The organism is Plantibacter auratus (genome assembly GCF_050587365.1).
Classification (GTDB): Bacteria; Actinomycetota; Actinomycetes; order Actinomycetales; family Microbacteriaceae; genus Plantibacter; species Plantibacter auratus.
This window is the reverse complement of the sequence record NZ_JBOBFV010000001.1, coordinates 709310-731350: the sequence shown is the minus strand read 5'-3', so window position 1 is coordinate 731350 and position 22041 is coordinate 709310. Positions and strand designations below refer to the sequence as shown.

Genomic DNA, 22041 nt, shown 5'->3' with positions numbered 1-22041 from the left:
GCACTCATCACCCCGGTGAGGCGGATGACCGCCCGCGGTCCAGGAGCCGGACCGGCCGCCGTCAGACGTCGAGGCGGTAGCCGCGCTTGACGATCGTGTTGATGAGTCCGGGGACGCCGAGCGTCTGGCGGAGGCGGCTCATCTGTACTTCGAGCGCGTGGTGGTCCGCGGCTGCGGGCAGCGCGTCGGCCAGCGCGGAGCGCGAGAGGACGGCTCCGTTCGCACGGACGAGGGCGCGGAGGAGCGCGAGGGAGTTCGGGGGGAGCCGGACCCGCGAGCCGGGCAGCTCCACGATGGCGCCACGGATGGCGATCGGGCCGTGCAGCGTCTCGGCTCGGAGGATCGCGTGCTGTTCGAGATGCTCGCACAGCAGCCGGATGAGTGCCCCCATGCGGAACCGCTCGGGGACGATGGGCTCGATGTCCTGGGCGAGCAGTGGCGCCGCCGTGACCGGGCCGACGGCCGCGCACAGCACGTCGCGACGGAAGGCGTCGACGACGGCGTCCTCCTGACCGAGTGCCTCCGCGGCCGTGAAGAGGGCGACGACCGACGGGGCGCTCGTGAAGGTGACCGCGTCGAGCGAGCCACTGACGATCGCCTCGACGAGTCGCCGCACGCGCTCGTCGGTCGCATCGGGGTCCGTCCACCGGTAGGGGGCGACCGTGTGCACCTCCTGGTGGACGGCACGGAGCCGTTCGAGCTGGCGCTCGTCGGTGTACCCGTGGAGCTGGACGGCGACGCGGAGACCGGCCGGGTAGTCGGCGACGACCTTGTCGACGAGGGAGGCGGTGGTCTCGCGGTCGCTCATGCCCACGTCGTTCAGACCGGCTGCTCGGATGGCACCGCGTGCCTTGGGACCACGGACGAGGATGGCCGTCTCGGCCAGCGCCTCGAGGAGTTCGTCGCCGAGTCCAGCGGCGTCGGCGACCTCGAACCACCGTCGGATGCCGTACGAGGTCGTGGCGAGCAGGACGTCGGGGCGTGCGGCGATGATGTCGCGCGTGTCGTCGATGAGCGGTTCGTCGTGCTGTGCGTGTGCGATCCGCAGCGTCGGTGCGTGCACGACGGTGGCGCCGCGCCGCTCGAAGGCGTCGATGAGGTCCTGCGATCGACGGTCGCTCGTCACCCCGATCCGGAAGCCCTCGAGCTGGTCCGCGCGGAATCCCGGAACCGGGGTCGTGACGTCCGGGCCGGCGTCAGCGGCCGGCGGGGTGGTGTCGGTCACGCCGATGCCCCCAGACGTTCGGCCCGCGCCAGCAGTTCCGAGGCCTCGGCGTCACCGTCGAAGGCGAAGGCGACGACGTGGCCGATCACGATGACCGCCGGTGACCGCACACCGGCGGCCGCCGCGACGTGGAGGATCGTCCCGAGGTCTGCCACGGTGGTGCGCTGGGTCTCGCTGTAGCCGCGCTCGATGATCGCGACAGGGGTGTCGGCGGCGAGCCCCGAGGTGAGGAGCCCGTGGGAGATTGAGGGCAGCGTGCCGACGCCCATGAGGACGACGATCGTCCCGCCCAGTCCGGCGAGGTGACGGTGTTCCTCGTCGGAGAGCGGCGCGTGACCGCTGACCACGGTGAAGAGGTGACTCAGATTCCGGTGGGTGAGGGGGATGCCTGCCGCCGCGGGCACGGCGACGGAACTCGAGACGCCCGGGATCACGCGGACGGGGACGCCCGCGCGGTGGCAGGCCAGGACTTCCTCGCTGCCGCGCCCGAAGACGTACGGGTCGCCTCCCTTGAGCCGGACGACCGCCGCGCCGTCGAGCGCGTGTCGCACCATGACCGTCTCGATGCGGTCCTGGCCGATCGGGTGATGACCGGGGCGCTTGCCGACGTCGACGAGGAGCGCGTTCGGGGCGAGCTCGGGGAGGGCGTCGTGGGGTGCGAGCCGGTCGTAGAGGACCACGTCCGCGTCGCGGAGGGCCTCGACGGCGGCGACGGTCAGCAGCGCGGGATCGCCCGGTCCGCCGCCGACGAGCGTGACCCTGCCTGGACCCGACATCTACGCCCCTTCCCTCACTGGAATGGTAGGCCCTGCGAGATAGACGGCCTCGCCGCGCTCGATCTCCTCCGTCGTCGCGGGCCGGTACTGGCCTCGCTCCGCGACCCGCGCGAGTCGCGGTTCGGCGTCGCCCGGCTCGTTGACGAAGGACCGGAACCGGCGGAGGCGCTCCGGGTCGGCGAGGGTCGCCGCCCACTCGTCCTCGTACCCGTCCACATGGGCGGCCATGGCCTGTTCGAGTTCGGCGGCGAGTCCGAGCGAGTCCTCGACGACGACCTCCCGCACGTGGTCGAGTCCGCCGTCGAGATCCTCCATCCACCTGGCGGTGCGCTGCAGTCGATCCGCCGTCCGGATGTAGTACATGAGGTAGCGGTCGATGTACCGGATGAGCGTCTCGTCGTCGAGGTCTCCGGCGAGGAGCTGCGCGTGGGTCGGCTGGAACCCTCCGTTGCCGCCGACGTACAGGTTCCAGCCCTGCTCGGTGGCGATGATCCCCACATCCTTGCCACGTGCTTCGGCGCACTCGCGCGCGCACCCCGAGACCCCGAACTTGAACTTGTGCGGTGCCCGGAGGCCGCGGTACCGGAGTTCGAGGTGGACCGCCATGCCCACGGAGTCCTGCACACCGAAGCGGCACCAGCTGGACCCGACACAGCTCTTCACGTTGCGGAGCGACTTCCCGTACGCCTGTCCGGACTCGAAGCCGGCGTCGACGAGGATGCGCCAGATGTCGGGCAGCTGTTCGAGGCGCGCGCCGAACAGGTCGATGCGTTGACCGCCCGTGATCTTCGTGTACAGCCCGTAGTCGGTGGCGACCTGCGCGATCACCGCGAGCTTCTGCGGTGTGATCTCGCCACCGGGGATCCGGGGGACCACGGAGTACGTGCCGTCCTTCTGCATGTTCGCGAGCGCCCGGTCGTTCGTGTCCTGCAGCGTCCCCCGGCCGCCGTCGAGGATGTACCCACCCTGCTGGCTGGCCAGGATGGAACCGATCACCGGCTTGCACACGTCGCAGCCGCGGCCGGTGCCGTAGCGCGCGAGGATCTCGTCGAAGGAGGTGAGGCCGAGCACCCGGATGGTCTCGAAGAGCTCCTGCCGGGACAGCTCGAAGTGCTCGCAGAGTGCGCGCGAGACGGCGATGCCGGACTTGGTCAGCTCCGTCTCGAGGATCTTCTTCACGAGCGGGACGCAGGAGCCGCACTGGGTCCCGGCGCGGGAGCAGGTCTTGAGCGCCCCCAACTCGGTGCACGCCTCGCCGTGCACGCCCGCGATCGCGTCGCGGACGGTCCCCGCGGTGACGGCGTTGCATGCGCAGACGAGCGCTGCGTCGGGGAGCTCGTCCCCGGCCGGTGCCTCGATCCCTGACGCCGACAGGTAGGCGGCCGGCTCACTCGACAGCTCGGCGCCGAGGAGCGGGCGCAGCGAGGCGTAGGGCGAGGCGTCGCCGACGAAGACCCCGCCCAGGAGGGTCTTGGCGTCGTCCGTCATGACGAGCTTCTGGTACAGCCCGCGTGCCGGGTCCGCGTACACGATCTCGAGACTGTGCTCGGTGCGCGCGAGCGCGTCGCCGAAACTCGCGACGTCGACACCGGACAGCTTGAGTTTCGTGGCGTCGTCGACGGTCGTGAACTCCGCCTCGCCACCGAGCAGCCGATCCGCGACGACCTCGGCCATCGCGTTCGCCGGTGCGACGAGACCGGTGCATCGACCGTCGAAGCAGGCGACCTCGCCGATGGCCCAGACACCCGGCGCAGACGTCCTGCAGTCCGTCCCGATCACGACACCGCCGCGGTCACCGAGCTCGATCCCGGCATCGCGGGCCAGCTCGTCCCTGGCGCGGATCCCGATCGCGAACACCACGATGTCGACGTCGACCTGCTGGCCGCTCGAGAACTTCACGCCCGAGACACCGCCCTGCTCGTCCACGAGGATCGACCGGGGCCTCGTCCCCAGGTGCAGACCGATGCCCTGGCCGCCGATGATGCGCCCGAGGGCTCGACCGGCTCCCTCGTCCAGCTGGGCGGACATGAGCCACGACCCGGAGTGCACGACGCTCGCCTCAGCACCGAGCCGTGCCGCACCACCGGCAGCCTCGAGCCCGAGCAACCCGCCGCCGGCGACGATCACCCGGGCGGGACGACCTCGCAGGGAGCCGATGCGCTCGATCTCCGACACCAGCAGGTCCACGTCGTCGATCGTCCGGTAGACGAGGGCGTGTTCCGAACCGTCGATCTCGGGCACCGGGGCCGAGGAGCCGGTCGCCAGGACCAGCTCGTCGTATGTGACGACCCTCCCCAGGGAGGTGTGCACCGTCCGGGCCTCGCGGTCGATCCGTTCGGCGCGTTCGCCCAGCAGGAGCGACACGTGCTGCTCGTCCCAGACACCCGTCGGCGCGAGCGTGAGGTCGATCGCCGCATCGTCGAGACGCTTGCTCAGTGCCACACGATCGTAGGGACGGTGGAGCTCCTCGCAGACGACCGTGATGTGCATGGTGCGCCCGGCGTCGCGACTGTGCAGGGCATCGACCAGACGGTGCGCGGCCGGGCCGCCGCCGACCACGACGACGCGACGCGGCAGATCTCCTGCGGTGGGATCGATCATCATGGGCCCCCTCGGCTCGTGTTCCAGCGAGCGTACTGACACGGCGTTTCCGGTCCGTTGCCCGCATGTGTCCCGAACGCGTCCAGGACCGCACACGACGCCCGGCCGGATGTGAGGTCGGTTTCACCTCACCGAAACGTCACGGGTGATCCGACGAAACACCCCGCCCGTAGCGTCGGTGCTCCGACGCACGACCAGGAGGCCGACGATGAGCATCGCGATGCAGGAGCACACCGGGCGGACGGCGCTCGCCGAGTGGCGACGCGTCTGCGCCATCGACGACCTCGAACTCTCCTGGGGCGAGGTGGCGTTGCTCCGCGCCCGGCAGATCGCGGTGTTCCGCATCGGCGCAGATGAGGTCTACGCCGTCGACCATCGGGACCCGCACACAGCCGCGCCGGTGATGGCTCGCGGCATCGTCGGTTCTCGAGGGGAGCGACCGACGATCGCGTCACCGTTGCACAAGCAGGTGTACGACCTCGGCACGGGTGAGTGCTTCACCGACCCGAACCTCTTCCTCCAGACCTTCCGCACCCGCATCGTGGGCGGGTTCGTGGAGATCGAGCTGGGGGAGGACGCATGACCCTGCTCGAGGCCGCGGTTCGCCGCCCGCAGACGCGTCCGCGGACGGGTCCGGCGCTCCTGGCCGTGTCCCACGGGACGAGTTGCCCGATCGGACAGGCCTCCGTCGCCGCGCTCGTCGACGCCGTCAGACGGGCGCGTGCCGACCTTCACGTCGCCGGCGGCTTCGTCGACGTCCAGCAGCCCGACGTCCCGGCCACTCTCGGTTCGATCGAGCCCGAGCGGCCCGCGGTGGTCGTGCCCTTGCTCCTGTCCGCGGGGTTCCACGTCCACGTCGACCTCGTCGAGGACCTCGAGGCGACGGATCGGCCGACGGCACTCGGGCGGGCGATGGGACCGGACGACCGCCTCGTGACGGTCCTCGCCAGGCGACTGGAGGCGCTGCACGTGACGCCGGATGATCGGATCGTGCTCGGAGCGGCCGGGTCCACCGACGCCAGGGCCGTCGCCGACTGCGTCGACATGGGACGTCGACTGGAGTCGCGACTGCGGGTGCCGGTCGAGACGGCGTTCGTCTCCGCGGCTCAGCCGTCGGTGCCCGACGCGGTGGCTGCGGCGCGAACGAGCCGACCGCGAGGGCGGGTCATCATCGCCACCTACCTGCTGGCGCCCGGCTACTTCGCGCGGCTGCTCGAGGAGGCGGGAGCGGACCTCGTGACGCCGCCGCTCCTCCACCTCGGCGAGGTTCCCGATCCCGGCATCGTCGACCTCGTGGTCGACCGCTACGAGGAGGCTTCGGCCGGACTGTCGGGCTGACCGGCGCGACCGGGACGACGACCGTCGCGCGAATAGACTGCTCCTCATGCGCATCGACATCGTCACGATCTTCCCGACCTTCTTCGATGCCCTGGACCTCTCACTGCTCGGCAAGGCGAAGCAGAGCGGGCTCATCGAATTGGACGTCCACGACCTGCGGGATTCGACGCACGACCGTCACCGCACCGTCGACGACACCCCGTACGGCGGGGGAGCCGGCATGGTCATGAAGCCGGAGCCCTGGGGTGAGGCGCTCGACGGCATCCTGGGTGACGACACCGAGGAGGAGCCGCTGGTCATCTTCCCGTCTCCTGCGGGTGAGGTGTTCACTCAGGCCATGGCCCGCGAGCTCGCGGCCGAGCCGCACCTCGTCTTCGGCTGCGGCCGGTACGAGGGCATCGACCACCGCGTCTTCGACCACACCGCCAGCCGAGCGCGGGTCCGCCTGGTGAGCCTCGGCGACTACGTCCTCAACGGGGGAGAGGTCGCCGTGATGGCGATGATCGAGGCGATCGGTCGGCTCGTCCCGGGGGTCGTCGGCAACCCCGAGAGTCTGGTCGAGGAGTCGCACGAAGACGGGCTCCTCGAGTACCCGAGCTACACGAAGCCCGCCGAGTGGCGAGGACTCCCGGTACCGCCGGTGCTGCTGAGCGGCAACCATGGTGCGATCGCCACCTGGCGTCGTCAGCAGCAGATCGAGCGGACCCGCGAGGTCCGCCCGGATCTGCTGCCCGCTGACGAGCCGGACGCCTGAGCGCGCCGGGGTCCTGTGCGTGACGGTTGTCAGGGCCGACGTCGCACGGCGGCGGCGATGCCGGCGACGACGAGGACGGCCCCGGTCGCGATGATCGCCCCGGTGATCCACCCCAGGGGGTCGATGCGCACCTCGGTGAGATTGGTGACGAGCATGGCCCCGGCGAAGACGAGCAGGAGCACACCCCAGAGGATCGTGCCGAAGCGCGGCGCCCGACCACCCCGATCCGTCGTGCCGACATCGGCCCTCGGCTCACCGGCCGTCGGCGCTGTGGCCGGCTGTGCAGTGGTCGGTCGCGTGGCGTCCGACTCCACGGCGGCCGTCTGATCGGTCGCCGACGGAGCCGATTCCGTCGCCGCGTCGACTGGGAACGACATGCTCGTCGCTCCGGTCCGGTCGTCCTGTTCGCTCATCGTCCCGCCTCCGCTTCCTCGGTCACGACGGCGCTGCCGGCGACCGTCCACACCCGTACCCGCGTCGTGTCTCCCGACGCCGTACGTCCGTACCGTGCCTCATCCTGGAACAGGGCTCCGCCGCGGCGGTCCGTCCGGTCCCGACCATCGCGTCCCGTCTCCAGGGTGCCCGCGATCGCTGAGAACTCGACGATCACCGGCACGTCCTCGGGGATGAGCACGTCGACCTCTCCTGCGAGGATCCACACGTCGATCGTGCCACCGCGCAAGGCGTCGTCGTGGGCGAGCTCCCCGAGGTCGAGCGTGGGTTGGCCGGCGATCATCACGTAGCCGCGTCGGTCGTCCGCATCCGTCGACGTCACGGTCCAGGTCGTGCGTCCGACCGGCAGGAAGGAGGAGCCGAGGGGGAACACCCCGGTGGCGAGCAAGGAGATCACGGCGGCCCAGGTGAACAGTCCGAGCCAGCCGCTCTCCCGTCCGCTGATGCCCGCGACGATCGTCGCGACAGCGAGCGCACCGAGCGCTGCGGCGAGCCCGATGACCACGACGACCGGGATCGAGAACCCGGCGCTCGCCGCGATGACGGCCGCGCCGGCACCGGCGAGCAGCGCCAGTCCGAGGGTGATCGCCACGAAGGCCGCTCCGGGGTGCTGGGCACGACGCTCACGAGCCTTCGTCTCACGCTCGGCCTGCTGCTCGGCTCGCTGGCGGCTCATCTCGTCCCGGAACTCCTGACTCGTCCAGCCGCGCTGCTGGCTCGGAGCCCCGTCCCACGCGGTGGCGGTGGCGGTGGTGGTTCCAGGGAGCGGGACGGTTGTGCCCGCATCATCAGGCCAACCATCGGCCTTCGCGAGCGACACCGGGTTCGCGGCATCGGGGGAGGCCGGGGCCGAGCCGGCAGCGCCCGAGGGGGAGGCTGTGGGCGATGGTGCCGTCGGCTTCGGGATCGAGGCGTCGCTGGTCCACGGGTCGCGCTGCGGCGGTGTCTCAGGCGGAGTCGCCCGCCCGGGGTCGCGGCGGGAGAACATCACGATCAGCCAGACCGCCGCGGCGACCAGGGCGATCACCCAACCGGCGGTCATGGTCGACTCCAGCCACCCCGGCAGGTTCCACGCATGCGGCACGCCGTCCCACCAGAGGCCACGCATGAACGGCACGACGGTGAGCACCGCGAGGATACCGATCGCGACGATCGCCGGGTCGAAGACGCCCCGGATCGCACGCTCGAGGTGGATCCGACCCTGCTGGTCGGGGATGAGCGCCCAGCCCGCGGCGTAGACGAAGAGGACCGGCCCGCCCAGGATCGCGATGACGATGAGGGCTCCGCGCACGATCATCGGATCGAGGCCGAGCCGGGCCGCGACACCCCCGGCGACACCGCCGAGCCACGAGTCGCTCGAGCGACGGAGACCGGTGGACCGCCACCAGTCGAAGAAGCGGGTCGTCGGATCCTGCGGGGCGGGTGCCCCCGGTTCCGCTCCGGTGGGCGGCGTGGTGTGGTTCGTCATGGTCCGATTCTGGCGAAGCGTGCGGGTCGGGCCCATCCGGCATGACCCTGAGTGCACCCTGATCCTGCTGTCCCAGGGTGCCGACCGCACGCCGAGCTGCTTGGATGGCTCCATGGGAACCGAGGTGATGATCCGGCCGAGGCGCCGCCTGCTCGGCGGTGTGTGCGCCGGCTTCGCCGAGCACACCGGTCTCCCCGTCGCCGCGGTGCGGACGGCGACGGTCATCCTCGCGTGCTGCGGCGGAGCGGGCCTGCTCCTCTACGTGTGGCTGTGGGTCATGACGCCGACGCAGGGCGCGGACGCACCGCTCGATCCTCGGGAGCACCTGCTCCGGCCTGCCTCGACCGATGAGGGAGCCGACCTCGACGGCCCCCGTCGCGCGCCGATCACGGAGGTGCTGCTCGGGATCGCCCTGCTCGCGGCCGGGACCGCGCTGATCGCGACCCGGACCGGGCTGGACATCCCACTCGAGGCCGTCATCCCCGTCATCGTCGTCCTCGCGGGAGCTGCGCTCGCCTGGCGGCAGTTCGGCGAGCGTGGTCGCGGTGAAGGTTCACGTGCCCTCTTGATCCGCGTACTCGGAGCGCTCGTCCTCGTCGTCCTCGGCATCCTCCTGTTCTTCGTCACCGGTGACCGCCCGAACATGTGGACGGTCATCGTCGCAGCGATCGCCGTGCTCCTCGGGGTCGCCGTGGTCATCGCCCCCTGGGCGCTCCAGCTCAACCGCGACCTCGCCGACGAGCGCGCCGCGCGGATGCGCGAGGCCGACCGCGCCGAGATCGCCGCGCATCTGCACGACTCCGTGCTCCAGACGCTCGCACTCATCCAGCAGCAGGCCGGTCCGGGGAGCGAGGCGTCCCGTCTCGCACGGGCGCAGGAGCGCGAGCTGCGGAACTGGCTCTTCTCCGGCGGGACCGCTCCGACGGGCGACCTCGCGACCGAGCTGCGGACCATCGCGGCCGCGGTGGAGGCCGACCACGCGGTGCGCGTCGACGTCGTCGCGGTCGGGCGTGCGATCGACGACGCTCCGGAGCCGCTCCTCGCCGCCGCGCGGGAGGCCGTGCTCAACGCGGCACGTCACGCCGGCGGCGACGTCTCCGTCTATCTGGAGACGGCGCCGCAGCGGATCGAGGTGTCGATCTCCGACCGCGGCCCCGGCTTCGACCTGGAACAGGTCCCGCGGGACCGCCTCGGGGTCAGGGAGTCGATCATCGGCCGGATGCAGCGCATCGGTGGCGAGGCGACCATCCGTCCGGGGCCCGGCGGACGAGGTACCGAGGTCCGTCTCGTCCTGCCCGTGCACGACGCCGCGCCGACTGCGCCGCAGCCCGACACCGTCCCGACCGTTCCGAGGAGCCGACCATGAGCGACCGACCACTGACCGTCGTGATCGTCGACGACCACTCGATCTTCCGTTCCGGACTGCGCAGCGAACTCGATCCCGGCATCGAGGTGCTGGGGGAGGCCGGTGACGTTGAGGAGGCGATCCGGGTGATCGGGGAGACGCGCCCGCAGGTCGTGCTGCTCGACGTCCACCTGCCGGGTGGCGCCGGCGGCGGTGGCGCGGACGTGATCGCCGGCTCGGTGTCGATCGCGCCCGCCACCCGGTTCCTCGCGCTGAGCGTCTCGGACGCCGCCGAGGACGTGGTCCGGGTGATCAGGGCCGGCGCACGTGGCTACATCACGAAGAGCTCCTCGGGGGCCGAGGTCGCGGAGGCCGCACGGCGGGTCGACGACGGCGACGCGGTCTTCTCGCCCCGGCTCGCGGGCTTCGTCCTGGACGCCTTCGGTGCCGTGACGGGGGAGACGGCGGAGTCCGTCGACGAGCTCGACCGGCTGTCGGCCCGTGAGCAGGAGGTCATGCGCCTCATCGCCCGCGGCTACGCCTACAAGGAGGTCGCGACAGAGCTGTTCATCTCCGTGAAGACCGTGGAGACCCATGTGTCGAGCGTGCTGCGCAAGCTGCAGCTGTCCTCGCGCCACGAACTCGCCGCCTGGGCGCTGCAGCGCAAGCTCCTCTGACCACTCGGGCCCGGACCGACATCGGCCGACAGCGAACGACCAGTGCGCGCTCAGGAGCCCGGCGGTAGCCTGAAGGCATGATCATCCGTCGGGCGTTCTACTACTGGCGATTCGCCGCGATCTTCGTGCTGCCCGCCTGGCCGTTCGTCGGATGGGGACTCTTCGGTGAGAGCGGCTGGAGCCTGTTCGGGCTCTTCATCGCCATGCCGATCCTCGCCATCGCGCTCGCCGCGATCGCGTTCCTCATCTCCGCCAGGGCCAGCGTCCGGACGACGAAGCTCGTGTCGTGGACGGACGTCGGCCTGCTCACGCTCTGGCACGTCACGATCATCTGCTTCGGCTCCTTCAGCTCGGGCGTCGCCCTCTGGGCGGTCCTCGGCGTCGTCGCAGGCCTCGCCGCCTTCTGGGGGGTCATCGCGCAACTCATCTCCGAGACGGCACGCCGCGCCCGGGAGACGATGGCCGAATTCGAGCGCATGGCCGCTGCGGCCGGGCCAGGCACGGTCCCCGGATCGGCGATCCCGCCGCAGCCACGGTTCGATCCCGGTCCGATCGACGGCGGGGAGTTCATCGTGATCGAGGAGTCCAAGCCCGACGAGCGTCGCTGAGCGGCCGTATCCGCCGCTGTCGCCTGCGCCGTATCGGGGCCCGGTTTCCCATCCGAGGCCCTTTCATGACACAATTGCTGTTTGTGCCTCCGCAGTTCTGCCACAGGGGAACGCCGGCATCGGGCACACCCTTCCTTCCGAACGTATTCAGCGGTCGACCTGTGGCGGTCGCAGAGATGGAATCATCATGCACATTCTCGACTCAGTCGATGCAGCATCCCTCAAGTCGGACATCCCCGACTTCCGCGCCGGCGACAACGTCAAGGTGCACGTGAACATCATCGAGGGCAACAAGTCCCGTATCCAGGTCTTCCAGGGTGTCGTCATCGGCCGCTCCAACGAGGGTGTCCGCGAGACCTTCACGGTCCGCAAGGTGAGCTACCAGGTCGGCGTCGAGCGTACCTTCCCGGTCCACTCCCCGAACATCGACCACATCGAGGTCGTCACCCGCGGTGACGTCCGTCGCGCGAAGCTGTACTACCTCCGCGAACTCCGTGGCAAGAAGGCGAAGATCAAGGAGAAGCGCGACAACTAGTCGTCCTCCCGGTCGCCCTCCGCGATCATTCCTGAGCTCCCCACCGGATAAGCTGGTGGGGAGCTCAGGCGGTTAAATGACAGACAATTCCCTGGCGGCAGACGCGTCGCCCGACCACCAGCAGCGCCCCCGCGGCAAACGCGGAGCGCTGCTCTTCCTTCGCGACCTCCTCATCATCTTCGTGGTCGCGCTGCTGGTCTCCTTCCTCATCAAGACCTTCCTCGTGCGGTCGTTCTACATCCCGTCCGGGTCGATGGAGAACACGCTGCAGATCCAGGACCGCATCCTGGTGAACGAGCTCGTCCCCGACGTGGTCTCGCTGAATCGAGGCGACGTGGTCGTCTTCCAGGATCCGGGCGGCTGGCTCCCGCAGACGGTCGAGGCTCCGCAGCCTCCCGTCACCGCAGCCGTCGAATGGGTGCTGTCGATCTTCGGCCTCGTCGCTCCCGACAGCGACGACCACCTCATCAAACGCGTCATCGGCCTGCCGGGCGACCACGTGTCATGCTGCAACCCGCTCGGGCAGATGACGGTCAACGGGGTTCCGCTGAACGAACCGTACGTGAAGCTCCCGGCCGGCACCGAGAAGGTGTCCGGAGACCCGTTCGACATCGTCGTCCCGGAGGGCTCGCTCTGGGTCATGGGCGACAACCGGTACAACTCGAAGGACTCCCGGTACAACGGCGACACACCCGGTGGTGGCTTCGTCCCGATCGACAACGTCGTGGGGCGCGCGTTCGTCATCACCTGGCCGTCCAGCAACTGGGCCTGGCTCGACAACTACCCGTCCGTCTTCCAGGGCATCCCCGCCCCAGAAGAGGAGTGATGGCCGTCAGCGAACCGACCCTCGAGGTCGAGCACGAACTGTTCGCTGCGGGTGTCCCGTCGGTCATCGGCATGGACGAGGTGGGTCGCGGAGCCATCGCCGGCCCGGTGGCCGTCGGCGCCGCGGTCGTCGCCCCGGCGTGCGGGCCGTTCCCTGAGGGCCTCCGCGACTCGAAGCTGTTGAGCGAGCGAGCGAGGACCCGCCTGGAACCGCTGGCCCGCGAGTGGGTGTTGTACGGGGCCGTCGGGCTCGCGAGTCCGGCGGAGGTCGACGAGCTCGGCATCACCGCGTGCCTCGGACTCGCCGGCCGTCGGGCGCTGCTCGAACTGCACGCCGTCGGCGCGGACGTCACGGGATCGACCGTCCTGCTCGACGGCAACAGCGACTGGCTGAGCCGGGCGCTCCAGCGACCGCTCACCATCACCACGAGGGTCAAAGCGGATCGGGACTGCGCGTCGGTCGCCGCGGCGTCCGTGCTCGCCAAGGTGCACCGCGACCAACTGATGATCGAGTTGCACGAGGCACTGCCGGAGTACGGGTGGGAGGGCAACAAGGGATACGGCTCGGCGCAGCATCTGTCGGCCCTGAGCGAGCACGGCCTGACCCTCCACCACCGGAGCAGCTGGCTGCCCGCCTACACGTAGACTGGAGAGACCATGGACGAAGACGAGTTCGAAGACTACGACCGCGAGGTCGAACTGGCCCTCTACCGCGAGTATCGCGATGTCGTGGGGCAGTTCAAGTACGTGATCGAGACCGAGCGCCGGTTCTACCTCGCCAACGAGGTCGACCTCGTGCGACGCGACACGGCGAACGACTTCTACTTCGAGCTCTCCATGACCGACGTCTGGGTGTGGGACGTCTACCGGTCCGACCGCTTCGTCAAGAGCGTCCGAGTGCTCACGTTCAAGGACGTCAACGTCGAGCAGCTGTCCTCGCGCGACTTCGAACTCCCGAAGGAACTCACGCTCGACGAGTAGGGCTCGGTTCCCGCGACCGACAGCGCTCCACAGGCACGCCTCGCCGCGCGCTCGTCGACGACAGACCCACCTCTGGGTAACGAGCCTCGTCTGCACGCTTGGCTGGATGCCAGGAGGTGCACATGGCACGGAAGGACGAGCTCGGCCGACGCGGCGAGCAGGTGGCGGCGGATCATCTCGAGGCGTGCGGATACCGCATCCTCGACCGTAATTGGCGATGCCCACAGGGCGAACTCGACCTCGTCGCGGACGACGACGGCACGCTGGTCTTCGTCGAGGTGAAGACCCGTTCCGGCGTCGGCTTCGGCGATCCCGCGGAGGCGGTCACGCCGAGCAAGCTGGCCCGGATCGGTCGTCTCGCCGGAGCCTGGTGCGCTGAGCACCGACCGCGCTCGAGGCGGATGCGCGTCGACGTCGTCGGCATCGTGCTGCCGTCCGAAGGGGACATGCGACTCCAGCACCTGCGGGGAGTCTCCTGATGGCCGTCGCACGCACCTGGTCGGTCGCGCTCGCCGGCCTCACGGGCGCGATCGTGGAGGTCGAGGCGTCAGCCGCCGCGACCGTACCGGGCATGGCGATCGTCGGGCTTCCCGACAAGTCGCTCGGTGAGGCCGCGCACCGCATCAAGAGTGCGACGGCGAACTCCGGCTGCGAGCTGCCCGGTGGCAAGCTCACGATCAACCTGTCTCCCGCGTCGCTGCCCAAGCAGGGGAGCGCATTCGACCTCTCCATGGCGATCGCCTGCCTCGCCGTGGGCGGCCTCGTCCGCCGGGAGTCCGCCGAGCGGGTCGTGCATCTCGGTGAGCTCGGGCTCGACGGTCGGCTCCGTCCGCTCGTCGGCGTGCTGCCGGCCGTCCTCGCCGTCGCCCGCGCCGGCTACGACGCGGTGATGGTGCCGACCGCCAACGTGGAGGAGGCGCAGCTCGTGCCCGGCGTCACGGTGATCGGGGCGACCTCGCTGCGCGATGCGGCGATCTGGCACGGTGCAGAACTGTCCGTGATCGACCTCGAACCCGTCCGACAGCGGGTCGATCGGTTGCCCACGCCCGACCCACTCGATCTCGCGGACGTGGTCGGACAACCGGAGGCGGTCGACGCGATGGTCGCTGCGGCGGCCGGCGGGCACCACGTCATGATGGTCGGACCTCCCGGTGCCGGCAAGACCATGCTGGCCGCCCGGCTCCCTGAGATCCTTCCCGACCTCGAGCCCGAGGCCGCGGTCGAGGTCAGCTGCCTCCGCTCGCTCATCGGTCTGCCGCCGGACGGCGCGCTCGCACGACGACCACCGTGGGAGAGCCCGCACCACTCGTCCTCGGCAGCGGCGATCATCGGTGGCGGTTCGCGCCAGATCCGGCCCGGAGCAGCCGCGCGCGCGGCGCACGGCGTGCTCTTCCTCGACGAAGCACCGGAGTTCCGCGCCGACGTCCTCGACTCGCTGCGTCAGCCACTCGAAGCCGGCGTGGTCACCGTGCATCGTGCGCACGGCAGCGCGACGTTCCCGGCCGCCTTCCAACTCGTCCTCGCCGCGAACCCCTGCCCCTGCGGTCAGTACGGCACGGCAGACGGCGTCTGCACCTGTCCACCGCAGGCCCGTCGACGCTATCTCGGGCGGATCTCGGGGCCGCTCCTCGACCGGATCGACATCCGCGTGCGGGTGCACCGGATCACCTCGGCACTGACGAGTCTCTCGCGGGAGGGTGGGGTCTCCACCGCTGAGGCTCGTTCCCGCGTCGAAGCGGTGCGGGCCGCGAGTGCCGAGCGGTTGGCTGGCACCGGCTGGACCACGAACGCGCAGGCGAGCGGCACCTGGCTCAGGAGCCCTCGGATGCGGCTGCCCAGATCCGTCACCAGCGCGTTGGACCGCTCCCTCGAGCGGGGAGGCATCACCATGCGTGGCTACGACCGCATCCTCCGACTGAGCTGGACGCTCGCCGACCTCGACGGGGCCGGCAGCCCCACAGCGGAGCACTTGGGGCGCGCCCTCTTCCTGCGGAAGGGCATCTCATGAGTGCGTGGTTCGGCTTGGACCGCGAGTTGGTCGAGCGCCTCGTCCGAGGCCTCGGCGGCCTGGAGTCGGTCGAGGCCGCGGGCCGTCCTCGCGCAGATGGAGGTGCCGAGCGCGTCTCGGACGCCGACGACAACGTCGGCACCGCCGGGATACGGGCGGCCTTCGCTCGGGCGGCCTGGACGATGATCGCCGAACCGGGCGATGGCGTGGCCGGGCTCGTGGTCGGTGCGCTCGGCCCTGCTGGCGCACTGTCAGCGGTTCTGGAACGGGTGGGGCCGACCGAACTGCAGCGCCGTATCCTCGGCAGCGAGTGGTCGAGAGGCTCAGGCTCGACGTCGGCCGATGCCGATGCCGAGTCCGAGGATCCCGCCGCGATGCCCGCCTCCCGCGTGCTCGGAAGTGCGCTGGAACGCTGGCGCCCCCGTCTCGTCTCGGCTGACCTCGTCGCCGCGTGCGAGGTGGCCATCGAGGTCGGCGTCCGACTACTCCTGCCAGGCGCTCCGGGCTGGCATGCGGGGTTCGACCACCTCGGTGTGCACGCGCCGCACGCCCTCTGGCTGCGTGGTTCTCCCGACGTCCCTGCGGGAGAACGCGCCATCGCGTTGGTCGGGGCCCGGGCCGCGTCCGGTTACGGCGAGCACGTCACCCTCGAGGCGGCGGCCGGGCTCGTCGATCGGGGCTTCGCGATCGTGTCGGGTGCCGCGTACGGCATCGACGGCGCGGCGCACCGAGCCGCCCTCGGGAGCGGGGGCGTCACCGTGGCCTACCTCGCAGGCGGGGTCGATCGGCCGTACCCGGCCGGTCACGATGCGCTCATCCGGCGGATCCGCGAAGCCGGTGGAGCCGTCATCAGCGAATCACCGTGCGGGTCCACACCGTCCAAATGGCGATTTCTGCAGCGGAACCGACTCATCGCCGCAGCCTCGGCTGCGACAGTGGTCATGGAGGCCGGCGACCGCTCCGGGTCGATCAACACGGCGGGTCACGCTGCGTCCCTCGGGCGTCCGCTCGGAGCCGTGCCCGGCCCGGTCACGAGTCCGTCGTCGGCGGGCTGTCACCGCCTGATCCGTGAGTACGCCGCCACCTGCGTGACGAACGCCGAGCAGATGGCGGAACTCGCCGGATGGACCGCGGTCGACGCGGACGCGCAGGCGTTCGCCTCGCCAGAGGAACGCCGGGTCCGTGATGTGATGAGTGCCCGCTCGCCGCGCACCGTCGAGGCGCTTGCGAAAGCGAGTGGGCTGAGTCCTCGCGAGGTCAGCGGCGTGCTCGGTGCGCTCGATCTCGCCGGGGCCGTCGAGGAACGCGAACGAGGGTGGGTGCTCGTCGGGGGACGGGCGTGAGGTGATCGGTCGGCGGGGGAAGGCCACGGCGTCGGACGCGTGGGGCATGCTGTCCACGTGGACATCTGGAGCAGCATCGACGGGTTCTCGGAGCACCTCGCTTCCGAGCGTCGGCTGTCGCCGCAGACCGTTCGCGCCTACGCCTCCGATCTCCGGCAGCTCGCCGACTTCGCCACCGGACGCGATGTCGAGCTCGTCGACGGCGTGACGCTGGACCTCCTCCGCGACTGGCTCTGGGCCGCTTCCGAGGCCGGCTCGTCCAAGGCGACGCTCGCGCGACGCACCGCCACGGCCAAGGCCTGGAGCGCCTGGCTCCTGCGCACCGGCAGGGTCGATTCGGACGTCGCGGCACGTCTCCGGAGTCCGAAGACGGGTCGGACCCTGCCGCGCGTCGTCGGCCGGGGCCCATTCGACGACCTCCTCGCGGGGCTCGAGGACCGCGCCGCATCGGGGGAGCCGAACGCCCTCCGCGACCTCGCCGTCGTCGAACTGCTCTACGCGTCAGCCCTTCGCGTGTCCGAGCTGTGCGGACTCGACCGGGACGACCTCGACCTCGACCGGCTCACCGTCCGTGTCACGGGCAAAGGCGACAAGGAGCGGGTCGTGCCGTTCGGCGTCCCCGCTCAGTCGGCGATCGTCGACTACCTCACGAGCGCCCGCCCGCAGCTGGTCGCCCGTGCAGCCGCGAACGACCGCGGACCGACGCCCGGCGCAGCCCTCTTCCTCGGCGCACGCGGAGGACGGCTCGGCCCACGCTCCGTCTACACGCTCGTCGCCCGGCTCCTCGACGCCGTGCCCGGTGGTGGTCCGGCAGGGCCTCACGCCCTGCGGCACACCGCCGCGACGCACCTGCTCGACGGGGGAGCGGACCTCCGCGCGGTCCAGGAACTCCTCGGCCACGCGAGTCTCGCGACGACGCAGATCTACACGCACGTCTCCGTCGAACGCATCAAGGAGAGCTACCGCAACGCCCACCCGCGGGCCTGAGCCCCCGCCGTCGTGGTCAGTGGGAGCAGGACGGCCGGTGGCACCTCGCCGAGCAGCAGCATCGGATTGACGTAGACGCCGTCGAGCCGCACCCCGAAGTGCACGCAGCCGTCGGCGCAGTGTCCGCCGACGCCGACCGTCCCGATCGGTGCCCCGCGGGTCACGCGGCTACCGACGTCGACCGAACCCACCACCGGCTCGATGCTCGAGAGGTGTCCGTCGTCGTGCCGGATCACGACGAGTGGGCGGTCGACCACCGTCCCGCTGAACGTCACGACGCCGGCGGCTGCTGCGGCCACCGGCTGACCGGGCGATGCCGCGATGTCGATACCCCGGTGGCCGGCGCTGTACGGGTCGGGCGGCGCGACGAACGGCTCGGTGACGACGTGCGGGGGAGCGATCGGCCAGCTCCAGGCCGGCGCCGCCCCAGACGTGCTCACGGGTGCGAGGAGCACCAGGCAGGAGATGAGGAACCAACTGGCGATCGAGGTCATCATGATCCGAGCCTGACGGGCTCGGGAGAGCGAGGGCGGGTGGGCGCCTCGGAGCGGGGAGACGGACCTGGTCGGACGGCCTGTGGAGCGCCGTCATCACGGTGGCCTGATGCTATGCTGAACGGAGCACCTCGCTCGTCGGGGTGACTACGCGTGCCATTTCGGCCACCACTTCCAATCGGTCCTCGCTCTCCGGAGCGTGGCGGACGTGCGCCGGGCACCAGGGACGAGGCCATCCGGTCCGTCAGACAACCGAGGCACTCCCACCCGTCCGCGTCAGCGGTGCGGTGGCGAGCGCAGAACAGGAGAACGGCTCATGGCCGTCGTAACCATCCGCCAGCTGCTCGACAGCGGCGTGCACTTCGGGCACCAGACCCGCCGTTGGAACCCGAAGATGAAGCGCTTCATCTTCACCGAGCGTTCCGGCATCTACATCATCGACCTGCAGCAGTCACTCGGCTACATCGACCAGGCCTTCGACTTCGTCAAGGAGACGGTCGCCCACGGCGGCACCATCCTCTTCGTCGGCACGAAGAAGCAGGCGCAGGAAGTCATCGCCGAGCAGGCGACGCGCGTCGGCCAGCCCTACGTCAACCAGCGTTGGCTCGGTGGCCTCCTCACCAACTTCCAGACGGTGTCGAAGCGACTCGCCCGCATGAAGGAGCTCGAGGAGCTCGACTTCGAAGACGCCTCCAAGAGCGGCTTCACCAAGAAGGAACTCCTCATCAAGAAGCGCGAGCTGGACAAGCTCCACAAGTCGCTCGGTGGTATCCGCAACCTCTCGAAGACGCCGTCGGCGCTCTGGGTCGTCGACACCAAGAAGGAGCACCTCGCGATCGACGAGGCGCGCAAGCTCGGCATCCCGGTCATCGGCATCCTCGACACCAACTGCGACCCGGACGAGGTCACCTACCCGATCCCGGGTAACGACGACGCGATCCGTTCCGTCGGCCTGCTGACGCGCATCATCGCCGACGCCGCCGCCGAGGGTCTCATCCAGCGCCACCAGAAGCCGACCGAGGGCGACGCCCCGGCCGAGCCGCTCGCCGAGTGGGAGCAGGAGCTGCTCCAGGGCGGCGAGCAGGGTTCGGCCGAGACCGAGAAGGTCGCCGATGAGGCGATCGCCGCAACCGACGCCGTCGAGGCAGCTCCGGCTGTCGAAGACGTCGAGGTCGCTGCAACCGAGTCCGCCGCCGACGCCGAGGGCGCAGCTGCCGCCGTCGTCGCCGACGAGAAGTAATCAAGGAGGACACCAGCAATGGCCAACTTTTCTCTCGCTGACCTGAAGGTGCTGCGCGAGCAGCTCGGCACCGGCATGGTCGACACCAAGAACGCACTCGTCGAAGCCGATGGCGACGTCGAGAAGGCGACCGAGATCCTGCGGCTCAAGGGTGCGAAGGGCAACGCGAAGCGTGCCGACCGCTCCACGAGCGAGGGCCTCGTCGCCGCGAAGGAGAACGGCGACACCGCCACGCTCATCGAGCTCGCCTGCGAGACCGACTTCGTCGCGAAGGGTGAGAAGTTCCTCGCCCTGGCCGACCTCGTCCTCGACGCAGTCGTCGCCGCCGGCGCGACCACCGTCGAAGAGGGGAACGCGGCTCCGGCCGACGGCAAGACCGTCGCCGAGGTCATCGCGGACTCCGCTGCGATCATCGGTGAGAAGTTCGAGCTCCGCCGCCTCGCGGTGGTGCACGGTGAGCACTTCGCCGTCTACCTCCACAAGACCAACAAGGACCTGCCCGCGCAGGTCGGCGTGGTCGTCGGCTACACGGGCGACGACGCGGAGACGGCTCGCAGCATCGCGCAGCACATCTCGTTCGCCAACCCGTCCTACCTCAGCCGCGACGACGTCCCGGCCGACGAGGTCGAGAAGGAGCGCGAGATCGTCACCGAGATCTCGAAGAACGAGGGCAAGCCCGAGGCTGCACTGCCGAAGATCGTCGAGGGCCGCGTGACCTCGTACTTCAAGCAGGTCGCGCTCCTCGAGCAGGACTACGCCAAGGACAACAAGCTGTCCGTGCAGAAGGTGCTCGCTGACGCGGGCCTCACCGTGACCGGGTTCGCCCGCTTCAAGGTCGGCGCGTAGCAGTTGTGACGGGGTCCGGATCGCCAGTGGCGATCCGGACCCCTTTGCGTGCGCGGGCATACCCGCGCACGTGGGATCGGTGACGATCCGGTCAGCGAGTCGACCACTGTCGCGGACAGCGGGCGGCTCCTGACGCTAAGTTGTGTGAGGGACGAGGAAGGACAGGCGGATGCCGGAGAAGAAGCGCAGGGTACTGCTCAAGCTGTCAGGTGAGGCGTTCGGAGGCGGCCAGTTGGGCGTCAACCCCGACGTGGTCGGGTCGATCGCCCGCGAGATCGCTGAAGCGACCGCCGAGGTCGAGGTCGCAGTGGTCGTCGGAGGCGGCAACTTCTTCCGCGGAGCCGAGCTCAGCCAGCGCGGCATGGACCGCGGCCGAGCCGACTACATGGGCATGCTCGGAACGGTCATGAACGCCCTGGCGCTCCAGGACTTCCTGGAACAGGCCGGCGCCGCCACGCGCGTGCAGTCGGCCATCGCCATGACGCAGGTCGCCGAGCCGTACATCCCGCTCCGTGCCGAGCGACACCTCGAGAAGGGTCGCGTCGTCATCTTCGGAGCGGGCGCCGGACTCCCGTACTTCTCGACCGACACCGTCTCGGCACAGCGCGCGCTCGAGATCGGAGCCGTCGAGGTCCTCGTCGCCAAGAACGGCGTCGACGGCGTCTACACCGCCGACCCCCGCGTCGACCCGACGGCGACGAAGATCGACACCATCTCCTATCAGGAGGCGCTCCAGCGCGGCCTCAAGGTCGTCGACTCGACGGCCTTCAGCCTCTGCATGGACAACGGCATGCCGATGCGCGTCTTCGGCATGGAGCCGGCCGGCAACGTCACGGCGGCCATCCGCGGTGCCGCGATCGGCACTCTCGTCACCTCCGCGTAAGCGGCAGGGCGGCGAGGCCGAGGCCAGCCGCCCGACTAGACTGAACCCAGTAATGCAATCAAAGGAGTGCTCGTGATCGCGGATGTCCTGTCGGATGTTGGTACCCGGATGTCGAAGGCCGTCGAGGCCGCGAAGGATGACTTCGCCACGGTGCGTACGGGTCGCGCCAACCCCCAGCTGTTCCAGAAGGTCCTGGTGAGCTACTACGGCACGCCGACGCCGCTGGCGCAGCTCGCCTCCCTGCAGAACCAGGAAGCTCGCACGATCGTCGTGACGCCCTACGACAAGTCCGCACTGCGCGACATCGAACAGGCGATCCGCGACATCCCGAACCTCGGCGCCAACCCGACGAACGACGGCACCGTCATCCGGGTCACCATGCCCGAACTGACCGCTGAGCGTCGCAAGGAATACGTCAAGATCGTCCGCGGCAAGGGTGAAGACGCGAAGGTGTCCATCCGCAACATCCGTCGCAAGGGCAAGGACGACCTCGAGGCGCTCAAGAGCGAGGTCGGCGACGACGACGTCGCACGCGGCGAGAAGGAGCTCGAGGCCGTCACGAAGTCGCACATCGACGCCGTCGACGCCGCGCTGAAGGCCAAGGAGACCGAGCTGCTCTCCATCTGAGCCGCTGTCCCACCGCTGATTCCGTTC

General features: G+C 70.1%; 24 protein-coding genes. 18 read left to right on the top strand and 6 right to left on the bottom strand.

Features of this window, described 5'->3' with window-relative positions; all coding sequences use genetic code 11:
• Positions 1-61: 61 nt before the first annotated feature.
• From ACQ3HE_RS03380 to nirB, 3 genes are read right to left on the bottom strand one after another with little or no spacing between them, the layout of a single operon-like run.
• Entirely contained in the window at positions 62-1225 is a 1164-nt protein-coding gene (locus ACQ3HE_RS03380) for a uroporphyrinogen-III synthase (protein WP_079705653.1), read from the bottom strand.
• A complete protein-coding gene (gene cobA / locus ACQ3HE_RS03375) occupies positions 1222-2001 on the bottom strand; it encodes a uroporphyrinogen-III C-methyltransferase (RefSeq protein ID WP_430891330.1) in 780 nt (259 codons plus the stop codon). Before cobA ends, ACQ3HE_RS03380 begins: the two co-directional genes overlap by 4 nt.
• On the bottom strand, positions 2002-4605 hold the full coding sequence (nirB, locus tag ACQ3HE_RS03370) for a nitrite reductase large subunit NirB (RefSeq protein WP_430891329.1): 2604 nt from the start codon (positions 4603-4605) through the stop codon (positions 2002-2004). It lies immediately after the preceding gene.
• Positions 4606-4810: 205 nt separating this feature from the next.
• Here nirB and nirD point away from each other — a divergent pair, with 205 nt between their 5' ends.
• From nirD to trmD, 3 genes are read left to right on the top strand one after another with little or no spacing between them, the layout of a single operon-like run.
• A complete protein-coding gene (gene nirD, locus ACQ3HE_RS03365; protein WP_430891328.1) occupies positions 4811-5185 on the top strand; it encodes a nitrite reductase small subunit NirD in 375 nt (124 codons plus the stop codon).
• Positions 5182-5940, top strand: coding sequence for a sirohydrochlorin chelatase (locus ACQ3HE_RS03360; protein WP_430891327.1), 759 nt, complete (start codon positions 5182-5184; stop codon positions 5938-5940). Before nirD ends, ACQ3HE_RS03360 begins: the two co-directional genes overlap by 4 nt.
• 46 nt (positions 5941-5986) lie before the next feature.
• The gene (trmD, locus tag ACQ3HE_RS03355; protein WP_085510627.1) at positions 5987-6694 is read left to right on the top strand and encodes a tRNA (guanosine(37)-N1)-methyltransferase TrmD; all 708 of its coding nucleotides are present in this window, start codon (positions 5987-5989) and stop codon (positions 6692-6694) included.
• Between the two features lie 29 nt (positions 6695-6723).
• Here trmD and ACQ3HE_RS03350 read toward each other — a convergent pair whose 3' ends face one another.
• Entirely contained in the window at positions 6724-7107 is a 384-nt protein-coding gene (locus ACQ3HE_RS03350; protein ID WP_430891325.1) for a hypothetical protein, read from the bottom strand.
• Entirely contained in the window at positions 7104-8615 is a 1512-nt protein-coding gene (locus tag ACQ3HE_RS03345; RefSeq protein ID WP_430891323.1) for a PspC domain-containing protein, read from the bottom strand. The genes ACQ3HE_RS03350 and ACQ3HE_RS03345 overlap by 4 nt, the downstream gene beginning before the upstream one ends.
• Before the next feature lie 112 nt (positions 8616-8727).
• On the opposite strand from ACQ3HE_RS03345, the gene ACQ3HE_RS03340 reads away from it, so the two are divergent.
• The 11 genes from ACQ3HE_RS03340 (at position 8728) to ACQ3HE_RS03290 (ending at position 17924) form a co-directional block, all read left to right on the top strand.
• Positions 8728-9981, top strand: a complete 1254-nt coding sequence (locus ACQ3HE_RS03340) for an ATP-binding protein (protein ID WP_430891321.1) — start codon at positions 8728-8730, stop codon at positions 9979-9981.
• Entirely contained in the window at positions 9978-10637 is a 660-nt protein-coding gene (locus ACQ3HE_RS03335; protein ID WP_064296318.1) for a LuxR C-terminal-related transcriptional regulator, read from the top strand. Before ACQ3HE_RS03340 ends, ACQ3HE_RS03335 begins: the two co-directional genes overlap by 4 nt.
• Before the next feature lie 77 nt (positions 10638-10714).
• Positions 10715-11245: a hypothetical protein gene (locus ACQ3HE_RS03330; protein WP_137241868.1), complete on the top strand. Its 531-nt coding sequence runs from the start codon at positions 10715-10717 to the stop codon at positions 11243-11245.
• Between the two features lie 187 nt (positions 11246-11432).
• Complete coding sequence (rplS, locus tag ACQ3HE_RS03325; RefSeq protein ID WP_056006851.1) at positions 11433-11780, top strand: 50S ribosomal protein L19; 348 nt, start codon at positions 11433-11435, stop codon at positions 11778-11780.
• Positions 11781-11856: 76 nt separating this feature from the next.
• Positions 11857-12606 carry a signal peptidase I gene (gene lepB / locus ACQ3HE_RS03320; protein WP_064296320.1) on the top strand — a complete coding sequence of 250 codons (750 nt, stop codon included), beginning with the start codon at positions 11857-11859 and terminating at the stop codon, positions 12604-12606.
• Positions 12606-13250, top strand: a complete 645-nt coding sequence (gene rnhB, locus ACQ3HE_RS03315) for a ribonuclease HII (protein ID WP_430891319.1) — start codon at positions 12606-12608, stop codon at positions 13248-13250. The genes lepB and rnhB overlap by 1 nt, the downstream gene beginning before the upstream one ends.
• A gap of 12 nt (positions 13251-13262) precedes the next feature.
• A complete protein-coding gene (locus ACQ3HE_RS03310) occupies positions 13263-13586 on the top strand; it encodes a DUF2469 domain-containing protein (RefSeq protein ID WP_071260887.1) in 324 nt (107 codons plus the stop codon).
• 122 nt (positions 13587-13708) lie between these two features.
• Positions 13709-14065, top strand: coding sequence for a YraN family protein (locus ACQ3HE_RS03305; RefSeq protein WP_064296323.1), 357 nt, complete (start codon positions 13709-13711; stop codon positions 14063-14065).
• Positions 14065-15594 (top strand): YifB family Mg chelatase-like AAA ATPase, encoded by a 1530-nt coding sequence (locus ACQ3HE_RS03300; protein WP_430891318.1) that lies wholly within the window; start codon positions 14065-14067, stop codon positions 15592-15594. The genes ACQ3HE_RS03305 and ACQ3HE_RS03300 overlap by 1 nt, the downstream gene beginning before the upstream one ends.
• Positions 15591-16937 carry a DNA-processing protein DprA gene (gene dprA / locus ACQ3HE_RS03295; RefSeq protein ID WP_430891316.1) on the top strand — a complete coding sequence of 449 codons (1347 nt, stop codon included), beginning with the start codon at positions 15591-15593 and terminating at the stop codon, positions 16935-16937. The genes ACQ3HE_RS03300 and dprA overlap by 4 nt, the downstream gene beginning before the upstream one ends.
• Before the next feature lie 57 nt (positions 16938-16994).
• Complete coding sequence (locus tag ACQ3HE_RS03290; protein ID WP_071260881.1) at positions 16995-17924, top strand: tyrosine recombinase XerC; 930 nt, start codon at positions 16995-16997, stop codon at positions 17922-17924.
• Here ACQ3HE_RS03290 and ACQ3HE_RS03285 read toward each other — a convergent pair.
• Entirely contained in the window at positions 17897-18421 is a 525-nt protein-coding gene (locus ACQ3HE_RS03285; RefSeq protein ID WP_191940888.1) for a murein hydrolase activator EnvC family protein, read from the bottom strand. The genes ACQ3HE_RS03290 and ACQ3HE_RS03285 overlap by 28 nt on opposite strands.
• A 313-nt stretch (positions 18422-18734) precedes the next feature.
• Here ACQ3HE_RS03285 and rpsB point away from each other — a divergent pair, with 313 nt between their 5' ends.
• The 4 genes from rpsB (at position 18735) to frr (ending at position 22014) form a co-directional block, all read left to right on the top strand.
• Positions 18735-19658 (top strand): 30S ribosomal protein S2, encoded by a 924-nt coding sequence (gene rpsB, locus ACQ3HE_RS03280; protein WP_064295105.1) that lies wholly within the window; start codon positions 18735-18737, stop codon positions 19656-19658.
• 18 nt (positions 19659-19676) lie between these two features.
• Positions 19677-20504: a translation elongation factor Ts gene (tsf, locus tag ACQ3HE_RS03275; RefSeq protein ID WP_064295106.1), complete on the top strand. Its 828-nt coding sequence runs from the start codon at positions 19677-19679 to the stop codon at positions 20502-20504.
• Between the two features lie 169 nt (positions 20505-20673).
• Complete coding sequence (gene pyrH, locus ACQ3HE_RS03270; protein WP_056006822.1) at positions 20674-21387, top strand: UMP kinase; 714 nt, start codon at positions 20674-20676, stop codon at positions 21385-21387.
• A gap of 72 nt (positions 21388-21459) precedes the next feature.
• A complete protein-coding gene (gene frr / locus ACQ3HE_RS03265; protein ID WP_064295107.1) occupies positions 21460-22014 on the top strand; it encodes a ribosome recycling factor in 555 nt (184 codons plus the stop codon).
• The last annotated feature ends 27 nt before the right edge of the window (positions 22015-22041 follow it).

Excerpts from the sequence above, each read along its gene's own strand:
- ACQ3HE_RS03345 (WP_430891323.1), bottom strand. The coding sequence starts at position 8,615 with ATGACGAACCACACCACGCCGCCCACCGGAGCGGAACCGGGGGCACCC.
- pyrH (WP_056006822.1), top strand. The coding sequence starts at position 20,674 with ATGCCGGAGAAGAAGCGCAGGGTACTGCTCAAGCTGTCAGGTGAGGCG.
- lepB (WP_064296320.1), top strand. The coding sequence starts at position 11,857 with ATGACAGACAATTCCCTGGCGGCAGACGCGTCGCCCGACCACCAGCAG.
- nirB (WP_430891329.1), bottom strand. The coding sequence starts at position 4,605 with ATGATGATCGATCCCACCGCAGGAGATCTGCCGCGTCGCGTCGTCGTG.
- tsf (WP_064295106.1), top strand. The coding sequence starts at position 19,677 with ATGGCCAACTTTTCTCTCGCTGACCTGAAGGTGCTGCGCGAGCAGCTC.
- ACQ3HE_RS03360 (WP_430891327.1), top strand. The coding sequence starts at position 5,182 with ATGACCCTGCTCGAGGCCGCGGTTCGCCGCCCGCAGACGCGTCCGCGG.
- ACQ3HE_RS03330 (WP_137241868.1), top strand. The coding sequence starts at position 10,715 with ATGATCATCCGTCGGGCGTTCTACTACTGGCGATTCGCCGCGATCTTC.
- rpsB (WP_064295105.1), top strand. The coding sequence starts at position 18,735 with ATGGCCGTCGTAACCATCCGCCAGCTGCTCGACAGCGGCGTGCACTTC.
- ACQ3HE_RS03305 (WP_064296323.1), top strand. The coding sequence starts at position 13,709 with ATGGCACGGAAGGACGAGCTCGGCCGACGCGGCGAGCAGGTGGCGGCG.
- nirD (WP_430891328.1), top strand. The coding sequence starts at position 4,811 with ATGAGCATCGCGATGCAGGAGCACACCGGGCGGACGGCGCTCGCCGAG.
- ACQ3HE_RS03310 (WP_071260887.1), top strand. The coding sequence starts at position 13,263 with ATGGACGAAGACGAGTTCGAAGACTACGACCGCGAGGTCGAACTGGCC.
- ACQ3HE_RS03300 (WP_430891318.1), top strand. The coding sequence starts at position 14,065 with ATGGCCGTCGCACGCACCTGGTCGGTCGCGCTCGCCGGCCTCACGGGC.
- ACQ3HE_RS03285 (WP_191940888.1), bottom strand. The coding sequence starts at position 18,421 with ATGATGACCTCGATCGCCAGTTGGTTCCTCATCTCCTGCCTGGTGCTC.
- ACQ3HE_RS03340 (WP_430891321.1), top strand. The coding sequence starts at position 8,728 with ATGGGAACCGAGGTGATGATCCGGCCGAGGCGCCGCCTGCTCGGCGGT.
- dprA (WP_430891316.1), top strand. The coding sequence starts at position 15,591 with ATGAGTGCGTGGTTCGGCTTGGACCGCGAGTTGGTCGAGCGCCTCGTC.
- rnhB (WP_430891319.1), top strand. The coding sequence starts at position 12,606 with ATGGCCGTCAGCGAACCGACCCTCGAGGTCGAGCACGAACTGTTCGCT.
- cobA (WP_430891330.1), bottom strand. The coding sequence starts at position 2,001 with ATGTCGGGTCCAGGCAGGGTCACGCTCGTCGGCGGCGGACCGGGCGAT.
- rplS (WP_056006851.1), top strand. The coding sequence starts at position 11,433 with ATGCACATTCTCGACTCAGTCGATGCAGCATCCCTCAAGTCGGACATC.
- ACQ3HE_RS03350 (WP_430891325.1), bottom strand. The coding sequence starts at position 7,107 with ATGAGCGAACAGGACGACCGGACCGGAGCGACGAGCATGTCGTTCCCA.
- ACQ3HE_RS03335 (WP_064296318.1), top strand. The coding sequence starts at position 9,978 with ATGAGCGACCGACCACTGACCGTCGTGATCGTCGACGACCACTCGATC.
- trmD (WP_085510627.1), top strand. The coding sequence starts at position 5,987 with ATGCGCATCGACATCGTCACGATCTTCCCGACCTTCTTCGATGCCCTG.